Origin of the sequence: Algoriphagus sp. (genome assembly GCF_039969895.1) — a bacterium.
GTDB lineage: Bacteria > Bacteroidota > Bacteroidia > Cytophagales > Cyclobacteriaceae > Algoriphagus.
Map to the genome: position 1 here is coordinate 1 of NZ_JBDVMZ010000001.1, position 21,401 is coordinate 21,401.

The window sequence follows — 21,401 nt, forward strand, 5'->3', positions numbered from 1 at the left end:
TATGAATTCACTTTATCCACGGGTTGAAACCCGTGGCTACCTATATTTCGTCCCTAGCGGGACTTTTAGGAGCCAAGAAGTAGAACCAAGAGGATAACATGCAGGAAACCGTATATCCTGCTTCTCAGGAAGCCAGACATAGTTAGCTGGCACAAATTATTCAATCTTCAAATTTTTCAATTAATAGAAAATGCATTTCCAATTAGCACAAAAGCGCATTCTTAAGGCGCGTGGGGAGGTCGTGGCAGCGAGGGTGCGATTGGCAAGTGGGGAGAAGCATTGCCACGACTTGGGCTTTTGTTTCTTTTGGGCCAAGCCAAAAGAAAGAGGACGTATTTAAAAATGCTACAGGCTTTTAACTTCCTTCACCCTTTACCCAAATTATGATTATCCGCTTTTCTACCAGTAAGGTGGAATAAGCAATGTAGCAAATGGTAAACTTAAGAATTGAGGCCGCTTCGGTCATCGGTCTTCCGACCAGATAAACAAGGAATATAAGGTGACTGGCATCTTTGCGGATAATCATAACCCAAAAATCTCACTTTAGAGACCGACATCATTTTACAAAAAAATCCCTCCAGCTTTCTTGCCAGAGGGATCTACAGTGAAGGTCACTTAACCTTAATCTGCTAGGTATTTCGATACCGGCGTGTATTCCATGTCGAATGACTCTGCAACTGCCTGATATACTATATCTCCATTGATGATGTTCAGACCTAAAACAAGCTCTGCATTCTCCTGAGCTGCTTTTTTCCAACCTTTATCTGCTATCTGAATTGCATAAGGAAGAGTTGCATTTGTCAATGCTAGAGTTGAAGTGTAAGGAACTGCTCCTGGCATATTCGCTACGCAATAGTGAACTACATCATCGATTACGAAAGTTGGATCTTGGTGAGTTGTTGGTCTACTAGTCTCTATACATCCTCCTTGATCCACTGCCACATCTACTATTACAGTTCCAGGAAGCATGTCCTTTAACATATCTCTAGTGATCAACTTCGTAGCTTTTGCGCCTGGAATCAAAATCGAACCAATGATCAGATCATGATTTTGAATCAATTTTCTGATGTTGAACTCATTTGACATCATGGTATTTACATTGGCTGGCATTACGTCGGCTAAGTAACGTAAACGTTGCAAATTGACATCCATAATGGTCACATCAGCTCCTAGACCTGCAGCCATCCAAGCAGCTTGAGTACCTACGATACCGGCTCCTAAAATCAAAACTTTGGCAGGAAGTACACCCGGTACACCACCTAAAAGAATACCTCTTCCGCCTAGTGGCTTTTCCAGATAATTGGCACCTTTCTGCACAGCCATTCTACCGGCTACCTCAGACATAGGGATCAAAAGAGGAAGACTTCTATCGGCTCTCTCTACTGTCTCGTAAGCCAAGCAGATCGATTTGCTTTTCACCATAGCTTTGGTGAGCGGCTCGTAAGAAGCAAAGTGGAAATAGGTGAAAAGTAATTGACCTTCTCTGATCAACTCATATTCCTCTTCGATTGGCTCCTTTACCTTCATGATCATCTCAGCGATCTCATAGACATCCTGAATGGTAGGTAAAATTTTGGCACCAGCCTCTTCATAAAACTCATCAAGAAAACCCGAACCCTCACCAGCTGTATGCTGAACATAGACTTCATGCCCTCTTTTGATTAATTCTTGAGCTCCAGCAGGTGTAAGCGCCACCCTGTTTTCGTTGTTTTTGATTTCCTTAGGAATACCTATTATCATGGCTTTAAAATTTGGATTTTAGTAAACTCAGGCGCAAATATAATACGTGCTGAGTTATCAATTTGCACGTCAAAGAATAGTATTTGGTATGCTTTGGAAAATAAGGAGAATTCCAAATTATGTATCGGGTATGAGATTAAACATGGAGATTATTTTAAAAATTATTTTTAAAGCATTGAAAATTTTGAATCTATCTAGAAGCTAATTGCTTGGTTTATAGTGTTCAGTGTTTTTGGAATCCTGTGTTCTAATGTTGTGTTTCTGTTGAAATTCAAAATTTAATTCTGTTTGGTAAGTTGATTCAGAGTTCTTTCGGAATTTTTGATAGGTGAAATGTATTGTTGAAATTTGCATAGAGAATGGATTTGGCTATTTTTGAAGGATTCTAAAAATCAGCAAAGTAAAACCCAGATAACTTTAGTAAATTAAGCTTTATGTCAGAAGTTCAATCAGTTCCGAAAAACTTGAATTCCCCAAACCTTTCGAAAGAAGCTGTACTCGAAGATTTTCGAATAGCCATGATTAGTAGGCATGCGTCATTGGTAGGTCGAAAAGAAGTATTCATGGGGAAAGCCAAGTTTGGGATTTTTGGAGATGGTAAAGAATTAGCTCAGGTAGCCTTAGCTCGGGCTTTTCAGCTTGGCGATTTTCGTTCAGGCTACTATCGCGACCAGACGTTTATGTTTGCCATAGGTGAACTTACCGTTCAGCAATATTTCGCCCAGCTCTATGCCTATACCAACGTTACTGCCGAGCCTGCAAGTGCCGGCCGACTGATGAATGGGCACTTCGCCACTCGATCTCTCAACGAAGATGGTAGCTGGAAGGACTTGACAAAAAAATACAATTCCGCCGCTGATATTTCTCCTACTGCGGCTCAAATGCCCAAACTTCTCGGGCTTGCGTATGCTTCTAAACTTTACAGAGAAAATAAAGGTCTAAAGGATCTTTCTACTTTTTCCGTGAATGGAAACGAAGTCGCCTGGGGAACAATCGGTAATGCCTCCACCTCAGAAGGGATGTTCTATGAGTCCATCAATGCTGCAGGAGTTTTGCAGGTGCCAATGGTCGTGTCCGTTTGGGATGATGGGTATGGTATATCCGTGCCAAATGAGTATCACACGACAAAGGGCAGTATTTCTGAGGTTTTGGCTGGTTTTGAAAGATCTGATGCGCAGAAAGGAATAGAAATAATCCGTGTAAAAGGTTGGGATTACGAAGCCTTGCTGAATGCTTTTGCGTCAGCTGGGGAACTCGCCAGAACTTCTCATGTACCGGTTTTGATACATGTGCTCGAGTTGACTCAGCCACAAGGACATTCTACTTCAGGTTCGCATGAGCGCTACAAAGATTCCAAGCGCCTACAGTGGGAAAAGGAGTGGGATTGCATCGCCAAATTCCGCGAATATATTTTAAGTAATAAAATCGCCAATGCAGATGCTTTGGATAAAATCGAAACTGAAGCCAAGGCTCTTGTAAAGCAAGAGAAAGAAGCGGCTTGGTCTGCCTTTTCCAACGAAATCAAAAAGGAGTTGAATGAAGCTGTAGTTTTACTGAAAGCTGCTGCTCATCATAGTACTAGAAAAGTCCTGATCAATCAGCTGGCGGATGAACTTTCTAAAACCATTAATCCTATCCGAAAGGATGTCATGGTAGCAGTGAGAAAAGCCTTATTGACGTTGAGGTTGGATTCTCCAGCAGCTAAGGCTGATCTGAAAGCTTGGTATGAGAAGCAGAATGATTTGAATTTTGATCGATATAATAGTCACCTATACAGTCAGACTGAGTGGAGTGCGTTGAAGGTGGAGGAAGTTCCTGCGCAATTCAATGACAACTCGCCATTAGTCGATGGGAGAGAGATTCTTCAGTCTTATTTTGATCTTACACTGGAAAAAGACCCACGTTTTTTTACATTCGGTGAAGATGTCGGGAAAATAGGAGATGTGAATCAAGCATTTGCTGGCTTACAGTCAAAGCACGGAGAACTGAGAGTCTCCGATACCGGTATCAGAGAATGCACAATTATAGGCCAGGGGATAGGCACGGCACTTAGAGGACTACGACCACTAGCCGAAATCCAATATTTGGATTACTTATTATATGGTATTCAAATGCTATCAGACGATGTAGCTTGTCTGAATTACCGAACCAAAGGAGGTCAAAAAGCTCCATTGATTGTACGTACTAGAGGTCACAGATTAGAGGGTGTTTGGCACTCAGGTTCACCTATGGGCATGATTCTTTCCACTTTGCGCGGTATGATAGTTTGTGTGCCTAGAGATATGACACAGGCTGCGGGAATGTATAACGCTTTGTTGAAGTCGGACGAGCCAGCCATTGTAATTGAATGCCTGAATGGGTATAGACTGAAGGAGCAAATGCCGCTCAATCTGGGTGAATACACTGTAGCCTTGGGCAAGCCGGAGGTTCTTCGGGAAGGTACAGAAGTTACACTAGTTACCTATGGATCCATGTGTCGGATTGTGATGGAAGCTGCTTCCGAACTAGCTGAAATCGGGATAAATATTGAGGTAATCGATGTGCAAACCTTGTTGCCATTTGACGTTTATGGCATCGTAGGGAAGTCTATTAAGAAAACGAACCGGGTGATTTTTGCTGATGAAGATGTTCCAGGAGCGGGTACTGCATTTATGATGCAGCAAGTGCTAGAGCGTCAGGAGATATTTAAATTTCTAGATTCCGAACCTCAAACCATCACCGCTCAAGCGCACAGGCCAGCTTATTCATCTGATGGGGATTATTTCTCCAAGCCAAGCGTGGAGGATGTAATAGAAAAAGTATATGCGCTGATGCACGAAGTCGATCCTAAAAAATATCCTGCTATTTAATAGAAACCTGACGTAGGTATAAAATAAAAAAGCCCTGAATAAGGGCTTTTTTATTTTATACAATAATGATTCAACCAACAACCAACAACCAACAACCAACAACCAATACCCAACCCCTACCTAGTAATTTGAGCCAACGTCACTTCAGGACTTGAAACTTCATTACTTCGGTTGAGCGCACGATCTTGAATAGATACATCTATGCGTATGGTGTCATTTCTGAAAATTGACTGCCATCCCGAAGAGAGCATTCCGTAGCGAATATCACCCTCTACAGCCTGGCCTTCCTCCGTAGTTAAAATCCTTGGAAAACGACCATTGAACGTGGTGAAGAAGGGAGGATCTTGCCATCTAAATTCAGTGAATTGGCCATTTCTTTTGATGAAGAATCTAACGAAAATATTAAATTGATTAGGGTTTTGTTTTACCCAAACAGTATCTTTTACAATTTGATTATTTACTATCGGATCCACTAGCCAATCGATTGGATTGTAGGAAGGTGCCTCAGGAGGCCTTGTGCTGTAAGTGATGAGATCCCCCTGAGAGTTTCTCTGGAAATCCACATCTTGAAATGGTGGGTCATCATCAGTGGCAGACAGGCCTAAGTCTCCCTCAGCATCCTGAAAATGAACACTTACGATCAAGGTGTCAGCTCCAGATGTAGGAACGAATTCTAAGGATTCAAATTCGATAGTGGGAACAGAAGGAAAATTATCTGGCGGGTTGATACAGGATGAAATGACAACCAGAAAAAAGAATATTCCTAAATAGCTTTTTAAACGCATAGGGCGAAAGTAAATTTACCACCAAATTAAACCAATACTTTGGTTGGATAGTGCAAAATATGAAACGATGCAGGATTTTAAAAGTTTTTCAACTAGACTAAGTAATTTGAAATCGGAAGATTTTGAAGTTCTAGCACTAGAACTTTTTCACTTCCAAGCTCAGGCAAATCCAATTTACAGGAAATATTTAGATGCTCGGAAAATAGATACGCAATCGATAAAAAAGTTGGATCAAATTCCTTTTTTACCCATTCGGTTTTTCAAAGATCATCAGGTGATATCAGCTGATCCAAGTGAGTTTACTGACTTTTTTTCTAGTAGTGGGACCACGGGCATGATTACCAGCCGTCATTATATTTGGTCTGAGGAATGGTACCTTTCGCATGCTCAGCAGATTTTTGAAAACAACTACGGCGCACTTGCCGATTTTCATGTATTGGCACTTTTGCCTGCTTATCTAGAGCGAAAAGGAAGTAGCCTGGTGAGTATGGCAAATCATTTTATTAGAAAAAGCAATTCTGATCATTCTGGTTTTTACTTGTATAATCAAGATGAATTACTGGCAAAAATGGAGCTCTTAGCAGGTAATAGTCGCAAAATACTTTTGCTAGGAGTGACCTTTGCTTTGCTGGATTTAGCGGAATCAGGGAAAAAATTCCTGCCACCCCCAAATCTTCTAGTAATGGAAACTGGCGGTATGAAGGGGAGAAGAAAGGAGATGATCCGTGAAGAAGTTCATGATATTCTTAAGCCATTTTTTTCAGTAAATGCAATCCATTCCGAGTATGGCATGACCGAGCTGATGTCTCAGGCTTATTCCAAAGGCAATGGGAAATATACGCTACCGAGTTCCATGCGGGTTATGCTTAGAGATGTAAATGATCCTCTAGCTAGTTCCAAGCGCTCACAAGGGGGGATCAACGTGATCGATCTAGCCAATTTTCATTCCTGTGCTTTTATAGAAACTCAGGATTTGGGAAGAATAGATTCGGATGGAATGCTGGAGGTGCTGGGGAGATTTGATAATAGCGAGGTGAGAGGCTGCAATCTCTTGGTGCAGTAATTGCTATCTAATTAATAATTGAACATATTTGAAAGGAATAACTACAATAAGATGAAAAAATTAGCCACAGCAGCATTATTAATTGGGATTTTAGCTTTAGGAGCTTGTGCATCAAGCAAACCTTGCCCAGCTTACGCAAAAGCATCTACTTCTCAGGACGCCAATAGCTAAAAAAAATACGCTGACTTAATAGTCAGCGTATTTTTTTATGTCTTCCAGGCTAATTTCCGGTTCACCTAATATCACCAAGCGTTCCACTACATTTCGAAGTTCACGGATATTTCCTGTCCAGGGGAATTCCTGCAGTTTTGCCAGAGCAGCTTTGCTGATACCTTTTTTTGCATCACCATTCTCTTGGGATAGATCATCCAAAAACTTATTGACCAATAAAGGAATATCTTCTTTTCTGTCTTTCAGTGCAGGTACCTGAATCAAGATCACACTCAATCTGTGATACAAGTCTTCCCTGAATTTATTTTCTTCAATTTCTTTTTTCAAATCCTTATTCGTCGCGGCTAATACGCGCACGTCCACTTTGATATCCTTGTCAGAACCAACTCTGTTGATCAGGTTTTCCTGAAGTGCACGTAGAACTTTGGATTGCGCTGAAAGGGACATGTCGCCGATTTCATCTAAAAACAACGTACCGCCCTGCGCCTGTTCAAATTTCCCTTGACGCTGTTTGTGAGCTGAAGTGAAAGCGCCTTTTTCATGTCCAAAAAGCTCACTTTCAATTAATTCAGAAGGTATAGCTGCGCAGTTTACCGCCACAAATGGAGCGGATGACCTGTTGCTTTTGGCATGCACCCAATGTGCTACGAGCTCCTTACCCGTTCCGTTTGGTCCGGTGATCAGTACTCTGGCATCAGTAGGAGCTACTTTTTCTATGGTTTCTTTTACCTGTAGAATAGGGGCAGATTCTCCCACCATATCCAATTTTTTGGAAAGCTTCTTTTTCAAAACCTTTGTTTCTGTTACCAGCTCCTTTTTATCCAAGGCATTTCGGACAGTCAGCAAAAGACGGTTGAGGTCTGGCGGTTTGGGGATAAAATCAAAGGCTCCTTTTTTGGTAGCTTCCACGGCAGTCTCTATACTTCCGTGGGCTGAAATCATGATGAACTGCGGAGATTTCTCTAATTCTTTAGCCTTCTCCAACACTTCTATGCCGTCCATTTTTGGCATCTTCACATCGCAGAGAACCAGATCATAATCGTCCTCGTGCAATTTGGCTAAACCTTCCACACCATCCTGAGCTTCTGTAACGGAGTATTTCTCATATTCTAAAATTTCGCGGAGTGTAGCGCGGATGACTTTTTCGTCATCGATGATCAGTATTTTCGACATGGGTTCAATATAAAGTAAAAAAGTGCAAGTCTGTAAGCCGGGTTCTGTTTCTTCCTCTTTTTTCAGAGTCAGTTTCTTGTCATTTATCTAGCCCCGACTTCGCAATCGGGGTCCATCGATCTACCCATTCCGCATAAAAGCGAGCAACTTTTCCCGGAACTGAATCCGGCGCGGAACCTATTTGATCTTTCAACCCATAAGGTTTGCCGTGCCTTCGATGTCACCATCGAAGCGGTGGGCTCTTACCCCACCTTTTCACCCTTACCCTTCGAGCAGCTCAGGGCAAGCCCTGCAGCCGATGGGCGGTATATTTTCTGTTGCACTAGCTGTAAACTGACCGTTCCCAATCAGCCCCCTTCCCGTTAGGAAGTATGGCGCTCTATGTTGCCCGGACTTTCCTCCTTCCCATCATTACGATGAAAAGACGACAAGACGACTTGCACGCTGCAAAGTACGGTAATTTATAGGTTTCAGTTTTGGAAAATGTGCAGCAAAACCTAAATGGTAACTTTTAGTTTTATGTAATGCATTCGTTTTCTGTGTCTTTTGGTTTATCTTTTTCCCATGGAAAAAAAGAATACTAAAAAATTCAGGAGGCTTATACGATTGATCAATTGGTATCCACCTTATTTTTTTTCAGGCATCAAAGTGATTGACTATAGTGATGATTTTTCTTACTTCCGGACTAGGCTGAAGATTAGGTGGTATAATAGGAATTTGATGGGAACTGCCTTTGGGGGGTCACTATTCGCCATGTGTGATCCCTTTTTCATGTTTATCCTGCTTATACAGCTAGGAGAAGAGTACATCGTGTGGGATAAGACTGCCAGTATAGAATTTGTAAAACCAGGAAGAGGGATAGTCTATGCAGATTTTAAGCTTTCCCCAGAGGAGATTTCAGCGATAAAGAAAGAGGTAGATAGGGAAGGGAAAGGGGTGTTCGAGTTTCCATGTGAGATAAAAGATGATGCTGGTAATCTGATCGCCAAGCTGAAAAAGGGGCTGTACATTCGAAGAAAAGAGTTGAATAAGCGATAGGACTGCCTATTGAATGCTTAACTTTGACGGCTAACAAAAAAGATTATGATCGTAGTAGGAAATACCGTTCTTTCGGATGATATAAAAGAGAATTTTTTTGTCTGTGACCTTGAAGCCTGTAAAGGAGCTTGCTGTGTGGAGGGCGATGCTGGAGCGCCGCTGGAAGACGATGAAACCAAGATTATCGAGGATATCTATCCAATCGTCAAAGATTACATCACCGAAGAAGGGCGTCAGGCTATTGCTAAACAAGGAACTTGGGTTTTTGACAAGGATGGAGACAAAGGAACGCCTACCATCGGTGACAATCGGGAATGTGCCTATGCATTGTACGATGATCGAGGGATCTTAAAATGCGGAATTGAGCAAGCCTACCTGGATGGTAAAATTACCTGGAAAAAGCCTATTAGCTGTCATATGTACCCGATTCGTGTGACCAAATATGATCAATTTGATGCTTTAAATTATGATCGTTGGCATATCTGCGATCCTGCATGCCAGCTTGGGTCTAGTCTCAAAGTTCCGATTTATAAATTCTTGAAGGATGCATTGATTCGGAAATACGGGGCTGATTGGTATGATGAGTTGGTGAAGGAGATAGAAGGCTGAGGAGATTTAGTAACAAAGTTCATTGTTTGAAAAGTAAGTTTAGTTCATGATTTTTTATGCTCATCCGATTTGTTGCCAGTAAGGAGCTCAAAGCATAATGGAATTGTGTTAATTTAAAACCGAGGTCTTAACTATACCGGTTTTCGTACTTTGAACGTGCTGAGAAGGTATTTTGGGTAAAGAAAATGACCTGGGGAATCACTTAATTAACTCTCTCTCTTGATAATGAAAATGAAGATCGTCCTGTTTTTTAATCACAACACGTGATTTTCCATAGGCAGCTAATTGGGGATGAGTTTTTTTGCATTCAATTGATCGAGATAATCTGAGATCCTTGGCCTTATTTTTAACTGATACTGGTCTGTGGTAGATAGATGGTGTGGTAAAGTTGCTGTAGATGTTAGTTCAATGATAAAGGCTCAAATCTCCCAACCACGGAATACAGTTAATTTCCTAGCCGAGTGAGCATGTTAAAAGCTTAATCTTCAGTTTGTATGAACGCTTTTTTTCCAGTGTGGAGTCAAAATCAAAAAAAGGTAAGGTAAACTTAAGAATTGATGCCGCTTCGGTCTTCCGAACAGATATGCAAAGAATCTAGGGTGACTGGCATCTTTGCAAATAATCATAATGATTAGGTAAGGTTTTTCAAAATTTTTTTGAGCAATAATTTAAAAAGTAGAATCGATTCTACAGTTTTTTCAGGTAGGCAATTTCGAGGAAATCATACACTAAAGATTCCTAAAGGAAAATGAGCCGTAGCCCCATTCTATCATTTGTCGTCCGTGTAACCTCAGTTAACGCTTCTTTGAGAGTGTTTGTGGATTGATTTATTAAAGAAACAGGCATTTTTTTTTCTTCTGAATACAAGAGTTACAAACTTCATTTTTCTAAGCGGGCTGGGTTTTCAAATCAATATTTGATTATTTTGAATAATAAAATTTGCATTTCAAATAAAAAACGACTCCTGATATTTTGATATGAAATACAAAAAAGTGTATTTTTACGACATAATCATATGTTCAAATGCCTGAATTAATGCTCCGTATTTTCATTTAAGACATGTTTCATCGGTGGATATTTTGAAAAAAGATGGGTGTATGATTCGGGTTATCAAGAGTTTAGGTTAAGAATAGAATTCCTATAGCGACAGTTTTACAAAAGCAAAAATTTTAAATAATAACGATATGGACAGTACATCCAATTGTCAATTGAGTCCCCAACCTCAAGCAACTAGATTTTTCGAGTGGGCGATAATTAATTTTGGTTTGACAAATATTTTTAAGGCAGTGCTAATGCTTCTGCTATTTTTTGCGTCAGAACAGGCGGTATTCTCTCAAGGGCTGGGAGATCCGGTTTTTTTGGAGACTTTCGGGACTATAAATGATGGATCTCCTCAACATATATTTGATGACAAGCGGACAGGTACTTCATCTGGCGTTTATTTTAAGTACAGTCCTTTACCCTATATCAATTCAATTGACTTTTATTCACCTCAACGTTGGACGGAGTCGGGAACGAATCCATATAAAACTAATAGAAATGGTGTAGGCCCTTCAATAGCACCTGGTGTTAGTTTTCAAGGAACAAGACCAGCTATAGTTAATCAGGGTAATTGGGGGCCAGTGTTTTATAATGGTTCTAATGTTACAAATTCGCAAAATGGAGTAGGAGGTTATTCCCTTGTAAATGATTCAAGAGGATATTTTCAGTCGTATCTAGAGGCTGCGCCAGATCACACTTCTGGCGATTATACTGGGTATATGCTAGTAGTGGATGCGCATTCATCTACGAAATTGTATTTCGATAGAGTGATCGATGGGTTGTGTGCTGGTACTAAGTTTAGATTTTCTGTCTGGATAAAAGATTTGAATAATCAAAACGGTGAGAAACCTAAGGTCAAATTTAAAATTTACAATGCTAATACTTATGTAAGCAGTACATCCAACACAGGACTAATAGATTCTAAGTCAACAGTAAATAACGATGTTTCTCCTGCAAGGACTTGGAAGCAATTGTATTTTGATTTTACAATGCCTGCTGGGGTTAGCAGTGTAAGATTACAAATAGAAAATATTGTCAATACTCAATACGGTAATGACTTGGCGATAGATGATATTTCTTTTTCTCCAATTGGACCAGAAGTATTGCTGTCAGGTGATGCTGCTGTTTGCCCAGGGTCTGATCCTGGGCTTTACGCAAATATCATTGAGACTAACCCTTCTTTCCGTTACCCAGGACCATTAACATTCATGCAGCTTCAGTATAGACTGCCTGGCACAGCTGCTTGGGCAAACATTGGTAGTGTTAAATCTATTGCAAGTACAAGTTCTGCTAACGTTACTTTCCCAAATCCTTATGTAGATGCCAATGTGACATTAGATGATACCAAAAGCTATGAATTTAGAGTCTTAGTTGCAGGTGATCAGACTACCCTTAATAACCCTTTATGTAGATCTGTTTCTCAAAAGCTTGTAAGTATTTATGAGCACAAAGTAAAACTTACTGCATCCCCCAATGAAGTATGTGAAGGAGGTAGTGCAACACTTTTTGCGGATTTGACAAATACTGCTCAAGGAGCTACCTATGTTTATTCATGGGAAAAAAAGGTAAATGGTTCAGCTTCAGCTTGGGAAGCTGCAACTGACTCTGATAATGATCAAACAAGATTGCAAATTACAAATCTTCAAGCTACTACTGAATATAGAGTAACTGTGGCAGTTAATGGAGAAAATTGTGATTTTGCAAATGTATCTACCACAATAAGTGTTTCACTTTCTGCAGATGCAGGGATTGATGGCAATCTGACAATTTGTGAAAGCTCTACTCCAACCAATAAACAACTTTTTGAAGCCTTAGGAGGTACTCCTGATGAGGGAGGAATCTGGACAAGTGTCGGCAACATTTATACTTACACGGTAGAGGGAGGTGATTTATGTCCAGATGCTACTTCTACAGTAACAGTAACGATCCAGGAAGGCCCGGATGCAGGCGGCAACGGCACGTTGACCATCTGTGAGGGTACGACACCAACGAATGCACAACTATTTGCATCCTTAACAGGCACCCCTGATGCAGGCGGAACCTGGACGAATGAAGGCTTAGTCTATACCTACACGGTAGCAGCGACAGCACCATGTACTGAGGCAGCGACTGCAACGGTAACAGTAACGATCCAGGAAGGCCCGGATGCAGGCGGCAATGGAACCTTGACCATCTGTGAGGGTACGACACCAACGAACGCACAACTATTTGCATCCTTAACAGGAACACCTGATGCAGGTGGAACCTGGACGAATGAAGGCTTAGTCTATACCTACACGGTAGCAGCGACAGCACCATGTACAGAGGCAGCAACTGCAACGGTAACAGTAACGATCCAGGAAGGCCCGGATGCAGGCGGCAACGGCACGTTGACCATCTGTGAGGGTACGATACCAACGAATGCACAATTATTTGCATCCTTGACAGGCACCCCTGATGCAGGCGGAACGTGGACGAATGAAGGCTTAGTCTATACCTACACGGTAGCAGCGACAGCACCATGTACTGAGGCAGCAACTTCGACAGTTACTGTTATTTTGGAAAGTGTTGATCTTCCGGTGGTAGGTGATAACCAAGAGGTATGTTTCTCCGAAACTATGACGTCTTTAACAGCAATGGCTGAAGTAAGTGAAGGGCAAACACTTGTATGGTACAATTCTGAATTTGATGGCATTGTTGTAAATGACCCATCTTTGAATACAATAGGAACAGTTACGTATTGGGCAGAAGCTGTTTCACCTTTAGGTTGCAAGAGCTCGAGAGTACCTGTGAAATTGACCATAAACGATTGCGACATTGCACTTGTGAAGAGTGTAGCTCCAACGAATACCGGCGATGACTGTATAGAGGCAGGCGATGAGTTGACTTACACGTTTGTGGTGACGAACCAGGGTAATGTAACCTTGATGAATGTTGCGATAGACGAGGAGAGCTTCAGTGGCACGGGAACACTAGGAACGATTACGTTCCAGTCCAGCAGCATGAACAGTGCAGCGGGCACGTTGAAGCCAGGAGAGAGCGCGACGTACACGGCAACGTACACCGTGACTCCAGCGGATGTTGAGGCTGGTTTGATTACCAACCAGGCAGAGGCAGAAGGCTTCTTCGGACAGACGCGAGTGTTTGACCTATCGGGTAGCACAGTAGATAACAATACGGAGACCGAATACGAGTTATGCCAGAAGACAGGCATCAACATCGAGAAGACTGCGGACTTGATCCCAGGCGAAGGGGAAGAGAACTGTGTTGAGGTGATCGCAGGCGAGACAGTAATTACCTACACCTTCACGGTAACGAATACAGGCAATGTATCCTTGAGCGGAGTTGCGGTAAGCGACGAGCTGGAAGGTCTGTCTGAGCTAGTATTCATCGGAGGTGACACAGACGAAGACGGTGAACTGGATGTAACAGAGACCTGGACGTATGAGGCGACTTATACAGTGACTCAGGGAGATATCGAGTCAGGCATGATTGAGAACACTGCGGTAGTAACAACATCCACACAGGATCGCGACCAGGACAGCTTAACGATTCCACTGTGCGAAGACCCATCAATAGCTATTACTAAGGTGGTTACCAGCAATGAGGACGTACTTGGAGGTCAGGTTACCTTTGAGATTAAAGTGGCCAATGACGGTAACGTAACCCTTTATGATATCTATGTACAAGATGAGGTAACAGGTGATCAGTGGTTGATTGATGAGTTAGCACCAGGAGCATTTGATGTACATCCAATCACTGTGGTTATCACGCAGGAGATGATAGACGGTAAGTGCTATACCAATACAGCCTCTGCTGAAGTAAGAAGGTACTTTGATGCACAGCAGTCTCCGGGATCAACGGGTCCAATCGTTGATCAATATGAAGTAATCGCAAGAGATGAAGCTAAAGCCGAAGCTTGCTTTACTCAGAATACTGGATTGACAATAGAAAAGTCCATTATAGGTGATGACACGTATGAGTTAGTAGGTGACCAGATAACGTATAGTTACAAGGTGACTAATACGGGTACTGTTACCCTTACAGGTCCAATCCAAATTACGGATAACAAGATTGCCAATATTGCTTCAATCCCAGGGGATTTGGAAGTTGGAGCAAGTGTGAGCACCACGGCTACCTACCAAGTGATTCAAGAGGATATTGATAATCTGAGTGTTACCAACATAGCTTACGCTACAGCACAGTTTGGTGAGGAGGAAGTGACCTCGAATGAGGACAGTGAAACAGCCAAAGCTATCGTATTGATTTTGGATGAGATTGAAGTACTATGTGTTCAGGACGCTCCTTATATCCGTTGGGATCTTAAAGGAATAAATCTTGACTTATTGGATCAAGACTTAGGTCTGACTCCTGTGACGATGGTATGGTTGGATAAGAATGGTGTTGAAATCACTAGATATGAGAACTTAGGTTTCCAGGGAGAGATGTTATTCCCAGGAGCAGAAGTGGATGCAGAAGGTTTTGCTACCCAATGGCCAGGATGGAAATTTGAGAATGGTCAGTGGATAGCAGGAAACTTCAACTTTGCAGCGGTACGAGATGGTGCATCAGTAAGATTTGAGATTAATCCAGAAGTTTCCTCTGAGGTAGCTTACCCGGGAGCTACTGATGCATGTAATCCGAATCCAAATCCTCCATTGGCAATAGACGACGATATGAGCGGAACACCAGTAGTATCCGAGTTAGGCTTTAGCGATATCGTGAATGTGTTGGACAACGACCAGCTGAATGGCAAGACAGGTTTAACAACTCCAGGCGATGTGACCATATCACTTGTAGCTGAAAGCAACCCAGGTGTATTGACCTTGGATGTGAATACTGGCTTGGTATCAGTTGCTCCAGGCACACCAAGCGGTATTTATACCCTGGAATATAGAATATGTACGAATCCGAATCCGACGAATTGCGATACGGCGATAGTTACCGTATTGGTAGTGACTCCAAGTATTCGGGTAGAGAAGGACGGTGTGTTTGTAGATGCAAATAATGATGGCTTTGCTCAAGTAGGAGAAACAGTACGCTACACATTCAATGTTATCAATACAGGTGATATAGCATTAGCGAATGTCACAATTGAAGATGATAGAGTAGCTGTTCAAGGCGGAGCGATTAGCCTGGGTATTGGCGAAAGCAACAACAGCAACTTCACAGCGACCTATGTCTTGACTCAAGCCGACATCGATAAAGGACTGGTATCCAATATTGCCACGGCAAGAGGAGAGGGTCCTGGAGGATACCCTGTAGAGGACCAATCTTCAGATCCAACCCCAGTAGGACCAGGAGTTACCGATCCGAATTGTGAGGGAGACTGTACGATCACCGTAATTCCACAACGAGTAGGGTTGACAATTGATAAAGTAGCAGATAAGCAGACGGTGTCCGAAGAAGGAGAAGAGATCGCTTATACCTTGACGGTAACGAATACAGGTAATTTGATACTTACCAATATCGGCGTAGTGGATCCATTGACAGGCTTTGAAACGGTGATTGATCAATTGTTACCAGGAGCTTCTGAGTCTTTTGAGACGATGTATTCGGTAACTGTAGCAGATCTGATTGCAACGCAGATCGTCAATGTTGCTACGGTGAGAGCAGCTGATCCTCGAGCTAATGGAGAGCAGATCACTGATGAAGATGAAGAGATCGTAGTAGTTGAATGTATTGATGATACATTAATTACAGGTGTCATTTTCAATGCAGAGACAACGCAACCGCTTTCAGGAGTACCAGTAACGCTAGTTCCGCAAGGCGACACACCAGGAGATATCTTGATCGTAGTGACAGGAGCAGATGGTAGATATACGTTCAAGGACTTCGTTCCAGGCGAGTATCTGGTTCAGGTTCAAGATGCGAATTTGAATGCAGCTAGGGGCTTGTATCCTGTGAACAGTTCCTTATTCTTCACTAGCCTAAAGGCTTGTAATTTCCAAGTCAAAGACTTTGGTTATGAGAGCTATGATGGCATTGTGTTGGGAGACTTTGTATGGTATGACTTGAATCAGGACGGTATCCAGAACGAGTGGTATGATGCAAATGGTGACAACCAAGTAACTCAGAATGTAATAGGAAGCGAGCCAATCAGTGTTCGAGAGTGGGAATGGTTTGACTTCAACGGAGACGGCAGATATGATGGTCCTGAGAACGAAGGCGAATTGAACAAAGCTGGATTTGGTAATGCTCAATCTGCTAACATCACCGTAACCGGGCCGAATAATTATTCTTCTGAGGTAATTGTAGGTGTTCTAGGATACTGGAGAGACCGGATAGACAATGTTAGCCAAGTTGGAGACTACACTGCGAGCTTCAATGATGATGCCTTTATTAGAGAGCAGGCATCACAGATGAGAGCAACAGGTTTGGTGAAGGTTCTTCCAAATGCAGGAGCTCGAATGACAGATATCAATGGTGTCCGATTTGAAGAGCAATGTGGTCTTACAACAGCTAACACGGTGACTAGAGCGGTTACTTCCACAGCGAGAGTACATCTTGATATGGACTTTGGCTGGAGATGTGAAGATGTAGGAATCGAGATCATCGCCAACGACGATGACTACGGCACCCACTTCTTGAGCTTCGGCGGCGTACTTGGCAACATCCTAGAGAATGATATTCTTAACGGAGTGACCAATCCTGATCCAGACTTGGTTGACTTCGAGTTCACTGATCTCGATGGCGTAGTCGGTCTATTGATTGATGATAACGGAGAGTTGAGCTTAATACCAGGGGTAAATGAGGCACGAGAATATACCTTGAAATATACCCTTCGAGAGACAGCCTTCCCGGACAATCAGGACGATGCGACAGTAGTGTTCAGATTGCTCAATGATGAGGTGAACCTGAATGTGAGCAAGACCAGCTTTGAGCAGGAGATCTTTGTAGGGGACGAATTCGAGTACGAGATAGTCCTGAGCAATATTGGAGGCACCCCGGCTACGAATGTGGTGTTGTCAGATGACCTACCAAACGGAGTAACTTACCTAAGTGCTGAAGTGACTTCCAACAGCAGCAACGCAGCGATTGCGCTGGCAGTGACGGGAAGCAGATTGACCTGGACGATACCATCCTTTGAAGCAGATGCTACCTTGACGATCCGCGTGAGAGTCGTCGCAGAGACGGCTGGTTCGATTACCAACGTAGTCGTGGTAGATTCCGAAGAGGAGGACACAGACGAGCTGGACAATCAGGACGACGACGTGAATGTGATCAAGCCATTCCATATACCGAATGTGATCACTCCAAATAATGACGGAGACAACGACACATTTGAAATAGAAGGGATTAGTATATTTGTCAGCACAGAGATTACTATCTTGAACAGATACGGCGATCATGTCTTGGAGCAGCAGAATTACAAGAACGACTGGAATGCTCCTGGGCAGACAGCAGGTACCTACTTCTATGTGTTGAAGGCAGTGGACAAGGCAGGTAAGAGCCATGAGTACAAAGGATGGATACAGGTAATCAAAGACTAATTGAGAGTCTTTTATATAGGAAGAAAATAGAGCGCATATGAAATCGAGCACGACTAAAAAGTCACACAGGGGCATGATTATCGGTGAGGCGAGATTCCATCTGATCATAAAAAATCAAATTGTAAACAGATGAAAACTACTTTTAAAATCATTGGAATGACCTTTCTGGTAGCCTTATTGGCTACCGGAGGGACTTTTGGACAGCAGCTTCCGCAGTTCAGCCAGTATATCTTCAATGGGTTGCACATCAATCCGGGGTATGCAGGCTATAAACAGGAAGCCTACATTCAATCCACCTACCGCAGTCAGTGGGTCAATTTTCCGGGAGCACCGGAGACCTTCACGGTGACAGCCGATCTATCAGCCAACGAAGGGACGATGGGATTTGGGGTTTCGTTTCTAAGTGACAACCTGGGCCCGACCAAGACCACGGGAGGCTTGCTGACGTATGCGTACCGCATTCAGACCGGAGAGAGGAGTCAGTTGGGTCTGGGAGTGAGTGCAGGTTTTTCACAGTATTCTATAGACGGGAGTATGCTGGATCCGAATGACTATCCGGACACAGAGATCCCTGATGGTAGGATCAACCTGACGACACCGAACTTGAATACAGGTTTGTTTTTCAGTACGCCTAATTTTTATGCAGGATTCAGTGTGTATAACATGATCGGCAAGAAATCTCTGGAGAGAGAGGATGTGGCCTTGGCCTACCATGATTTTCACTACTACCTGACCGCCGGAGCGATCTTTGATTTTGGGGAGCAGGTAAAATTCAAGCCAAGCTTTCTGATCAAAGAAGTAAAAGGAGCTCCGACGAACTACGACCTGAACGCGATGTTCTTGTTTGGGGAGCGGATCTGGGTGGGAGGCTCGTATCGGAGCAACATCAAGATCTGGAACGACAACCTTGCCGAGAACCTGAACAACCGCAATGCAGTGGCTGCGATAGTGGAGATCTTCGCTACCAAGCGCCTACGGTTAGGCTATGCCTATGACCATAACCTGAATGTGTTGAGCAACTACCAGAACAACTCCCATGAGCTGTCGGTAGGTTACTACATCACTCCAAGAACAGCAGTAATGAAAAACCAAAGATGGTTCTGATTATGAAAAAGACAGTTACAATATTCAGTATTACCGCCGCCCTGATCTTTGGATCCCTAGGAGTTTCTCAGGCTCAGAAGAGCAAGATTCGCTATGCGGACAAGCAAATGGAGCTGATGAACTACCCCCATGCCTTGGAAGTGTATGAGCAGGCCTATGCCAATAAACCCAACTACGAAACAGCTAAAAAGATCTCAGAGGCCCAGGACATTGTTCGGGATTATGATAAGTCTTACGAATGGTGGAAAACTACCGTAGGCTATGATGAAGCTACCAATGCAGACTATGCCAACTACCTGAGGTCAGCTCAGCTGACAGACCATGTAGCCGAGGCAGTGAGCACCTTACAGGCCAAGGGAGTGACTGCGGACAGTCTGGATGTGGCCAAACTGCTTACCCTGAAGAGCAAGAAGAAAGTGAAGCTCGAGGGAGTGGAAGGGCTGAACTCAGCGGGATCGGATTTTGATATCACGATAGACTCAGAAGGCAACAAGTACTTCGTATCTGACAGAGGCGGCCAGTATTCGGATGAAATGTCAAGCTTGAGGATAGATGCGAAGAACAAGTATTTCAGTGAGGAGAAAAATGATTTTACAGGCCGGGAGTATTTTTCTGTGTATAAGCAGGATACCGAAGGCAACATCACCGAGCTGGTCTCAAACGTGCCGGGCACCTACAATTTTTCAGACCCGAGTTACGACAAAGGACAGGGGATCCTGTTCTATTCAGTGACCAGAGACATTACCAAAGTAAAGAAGCGGGAAAACATTGTAGTCCAGCCAGAGATCTACTACAGCAAACTGGCCGCAGACGGTACGATGGAAGGGTTCTATCCTGTTCCGTTCAACGACTCGACAGGCTATGCGGTGATGAACCCCTTTGTGGATGAGCAGGCCAAGCGGCTGTACTTCACTTCCGATATGCCAGGAGGAATGGGTGGGACAGACCTGTACTATGCCACCTACGACGAGAACATGACCTTTGGGGAGCCGGTGAATCTGGGATCCCAGATCAATACGGCGGGCAACGAGTCCCATGCCTTTAGGAAAGACAATACATTTTACTTCAGTTCCACGGGTCATCCCGGCGTAGGAGGGATGGATGTGTTTCAGTCAGACTATACGGCTACACAGTTCAGCAATGTGCAGAACATGGGCATTCCGATCAATTCGGTGGCAGATGACTTTGCTTACCGGGCATTGGTCAATGAAGAGGGCAAAGAAGAAGTTTACCTATCCTCCAACAGAAAAGGAGGCCAGGGACTGGATGATATATACAGGATGCAGGAGATTTACAAGCAATTCCTGGCGCGGGTGATTGACTGTGAAGGCCTGGTGATCAACGACAACTACGTGGCTAGGCTCAGAGACAAGACCCAGAACGGCACTGTACAGACGATGCGGGGAACTTCGGGAGAACTGCTGGCAGAGCTGGAGCCGGAGAGTGACTTTGGGCTAGTGATTTCCAAGCCGGGCTATTTTAGCGTGACAGATGAGAGCATTACCACGAAGGGATTTGCGGGAGATACGGTAAGAAGAGAATATACGCTGATCGCGATTCCTTACCAGTTGCCGGTGTTTGTGGACATTGTTTATTATGATCTGGACAAGTTCAAGATCAGAGACGATGCCAAGCCTGCACTGGACAAGCTGGCAGAGATCATGACCAAGTATCCGTTCTTGGATCTACTGGTAGCCTCCCATACCGATTCCAGAGCGAGTGATGAGTACAACATCATCCTGTCCAACAACAGAGCTAAAGCAGTGACTGAGTACATGGCACAGCACAGCATCTCGGGGGATAGGATCCGTCTGGAATGGTTTGGCGAGCAGGATCTGGTGAATGACTGCGGTAACGGCAAGCCATGCAGCGAAGAAGCCCATCAGCTGAACAGACGTTCAGAACTGGTACTGGAAGCCTTTCCGGATCCGAGCAAAGACTACGAGATTCCAGAGAGCTTCAAAGACCTGAACTTCTGTGATCCGGAGACCCTGTTTGAAGACATCCAGAAAGAGCTGGCAGCGATTCCGACGATCTATTTTGACTTTGACAAATCGATGCTGAGATCCGTGCACAAGAAAGAACTGGAGCGTACGGCGATCATGCTGAAGCGTATGCCGAATCTACAGCTGTACATCGAAGGACATACCGATCAGCGGGGATCAGACGAATACAACAAGCCGCTATCGGAGCGCAGAGCAGATGTGGTCAAGAAATACTTGAATGCAAGAGGTATCGAAGACAGCAGAATGGAAGAGACCTGGTTTGGGGAGACCAAGCCGATCAACGACTGCAACGTAGTATCCTGCACCGAGGCCATGCATCAGCTCAACAGACGTACCGAACTCAGAGTAGG

General features: G+C 43.5%; 10 protein-coding genes and 1 other RNA gene. 7 read left to right on the forward strand and 4 right to left on the reverse strand.

Annotated elements, in window-relative coordinates:
* Positions 1–621 precede the first annotated feature (621 nt).
* Positions 622–1,740, reverse strand: a complete 1,119-nt coding sequence (gene ald, locus ABJH64_RS00005) for an alanine dehydrogenase (RefSeq protein ID WP_348275970.1) — start codon at positions 1,738–1,740, stop codon at positions 622–624.
* A 434-nt stretch (positions 1,741–2,174) separates the two neighbouring features.
* Between ald and ABJH64_RS00010 the strand changes: the two genes are divergently transcribed.
* On the forward strand, positions 2,175–4,589 hold the full coding sequence (locus tag ABJH64_RS00010) for a thiamine pyrophosphate-dependent enzyme (RefSeq protein ID WP_348275969.1): 2,415 nt from the start codon (positions 2,175–2,177) through the stop codon (positions 4,587–4,589).
* A 116-nt stretch (positions 4,590–4,705) separates the two neighbouring features.
* Here the strand turns inward: ABJH64_RS00010 and ABJH64_RS00015 are convergent, their stop codons facing one another.
* Positions 4,706–5,374 (reverse strand): hypothetical protein, encoded by a 669-nt coding sequence (locus ABJH64_RS00015; RefSeq protein WP_348275968.1) that lies wholly within the window; start codon positions 5,372–5,374, stop codon positions 4,706–4,708.
* Between the two features lie 67 nt (positions 5,375–5,441).
* Here ABJH64_RS00015 and ABJH64_RS00020 point away from each other — a divergent pair, with 67 nt between their 5' ends.
* The gene (locus ABJH64_RS00020; RefSeq protein ID WP_348275967.1) at positions 5,442–6,437 is read left to right on the forward strand and encodes an acyl transferase; all 996 of its coding nucleotides are present in this window, start codon (positions 5,442–5,444) and stop codon (positions 6,435–6,437) included.
* A 186-nt stretch (positions 6,438–6,623) separates the two neighbouring features.
* Here ABJH64_RS00020 and ABJH64_RS00025 read toward each other — a convergent pair whose 3' ends face one another.
* Both ABJH64_RS00025 and rnpB read right to left on the reverse strand, forming a co-directional pair.
* Positions 6,624–7,781: a sigma-54 dependent transcriptional regulator gene (locus ABJH64_RS00025; protein ID WP_348275966.1), complete on the reverse strand. Its 1,158-nt coding sequence runs from the start codon at positions 7,779–7,781 to the stop codon at positions 6,624–6,626.
* Between the two features lie 17 nt (positions 7,782–7,798).
* Positions 7,799–8,225, reverse strand: an RNA gene (gene rnpB, locus ABJH64_RS00030) — RNase P RNA component class A.
* 120 nt (positions 8,226–8,345) lie between these two features.
* On the opposite strand from rnpB, the gene ABJH64_RS00035 reads away from it, so the two are divergent.
* From ABJH64_RS00035 to ABJH64_RS00055, 5 genes are all read left to right on the forward strand, one after another.
* Complete coding sequence (locus tag ABJH64_RS00035) at positions 8,346–8,819, forward strand: DUF4442 domain-containing protein (protein ID WP_348275965.1); 474 nt, start codon at positions 8,346–8,348, stop codon at positions 8,817–8,819.
* 45 nt (positions 8,820–8,864) lie between these two features.
* Positions 8,865–9,428: a DUF3109 family protein gene (locus ABJH64_RS00040; protein ID WP_348275964.1), complete on the forward strand. Its 564-nt coding sequence runs from the start codon at positions 8,865–8,867 to the stop codon at positions 9,426–9,428.
* 1,292 nt (positions 9,429–10,720) lie between these two features.
* On the forward strand, positions 10,721–17,941 hold the full coding sequence (locus ABJH64_RS00045) for a gliding motility-associated C-terminal domain-containing protein (protein WP_348358109.1): 7,221 nt from the start codon (positions 10,721–10,723) through the stop codon (positions 17,939–17,941).
* A gap of 129 nt (positions 17,942–18,070) precedes the next feature.
* On the forward strand, positions 18,071–19,045 hold the full coding sequence (locus ABJH64_RS00050; RefSeq protein ID WP_348337647.1) for a type IX secretion system membrane protein PorP/SprF: 975 nt from the start codon (positions 18,071–18,073) through the stop codon (positions 19,043–19,045).
* A 2-nt stretch (positions 19,046–19,047) separates the two neighbouring features.
* On the forward strand, positions 19,048–21,401 hold a 2,354-nt coding region (locus ABJH64_RS00055; protein ID WP_348337648.1), incomplete at its 3' end, for an OmpA family protein.

Excerpts from the sequence above, each read along its gene's own strand:
- ABJH64_RS00015 (WP_348275968.1), bottom strand. The coding sequence starts at position 5,374 with ATGCGTTTAAAAAGCTATTTAGGAATATTCTTTTTTCTGGTTGTCATT.
- ABJH64_RS00050 (WP_348337647.1), top strand. The coding sequence starts at position 18,071 with ATGAAAACTACTTTTAAAATCATTGGAATGACCTTTCTGGTAGCCTTA.
- ald (WP_348275970.1), bottom strand. The coding sequence starts at position 1,740 with ATGATAATAGGTATTCCTAAGGAAATCAAAAACAACGAAAACAGGGTG.
- ABJH64_RS00025 (WP_348275966.1), bottom strand. The coding sequence starts at position 7,781 with ATGTCGAAAATACTGATCATCGATGACGAAAAAGTCATCCGCGCTACA.
- ABJH64_RS00035 (WP_348275965.1), top strand. The coding sequence starts at position 8,346 with ATGGAAAAAAAGAATACTAAAAAATTCAGGAGGCTTATACGATTGATC.
- ABJH64_RS00010 (WP_348275969.1), top strand. The coding sequence starts at position 2,175 with ATGTCAGAAGTTCAATCAGTTCCGAAAAACTTGAATTCCCCAAACCTT.
- ABJH64_RS00045 (WP_348358109.1), top strand. The coding sequence starts at position 10,721 with ATGCTTCTGCTATTTTTTGCGTCAGAACAGGCGGTATTCTCTCAAGGG.
- ABJH64_RS00040 (WP_348275964.1), top strand. The coding sequence starts at position 8,865 with ATGATCGTAGTAGGAAATACCGTTCTTTCGGATGATATAAAAGAGAAT.
- ABJH64_RS00020 (WP_348275967.1), top strand. The coding sequence starts at position 5,442 with ATGCAGGATTTTAAAAGTTTTTCAACTAGACTAAGTAATTTGAAATCG.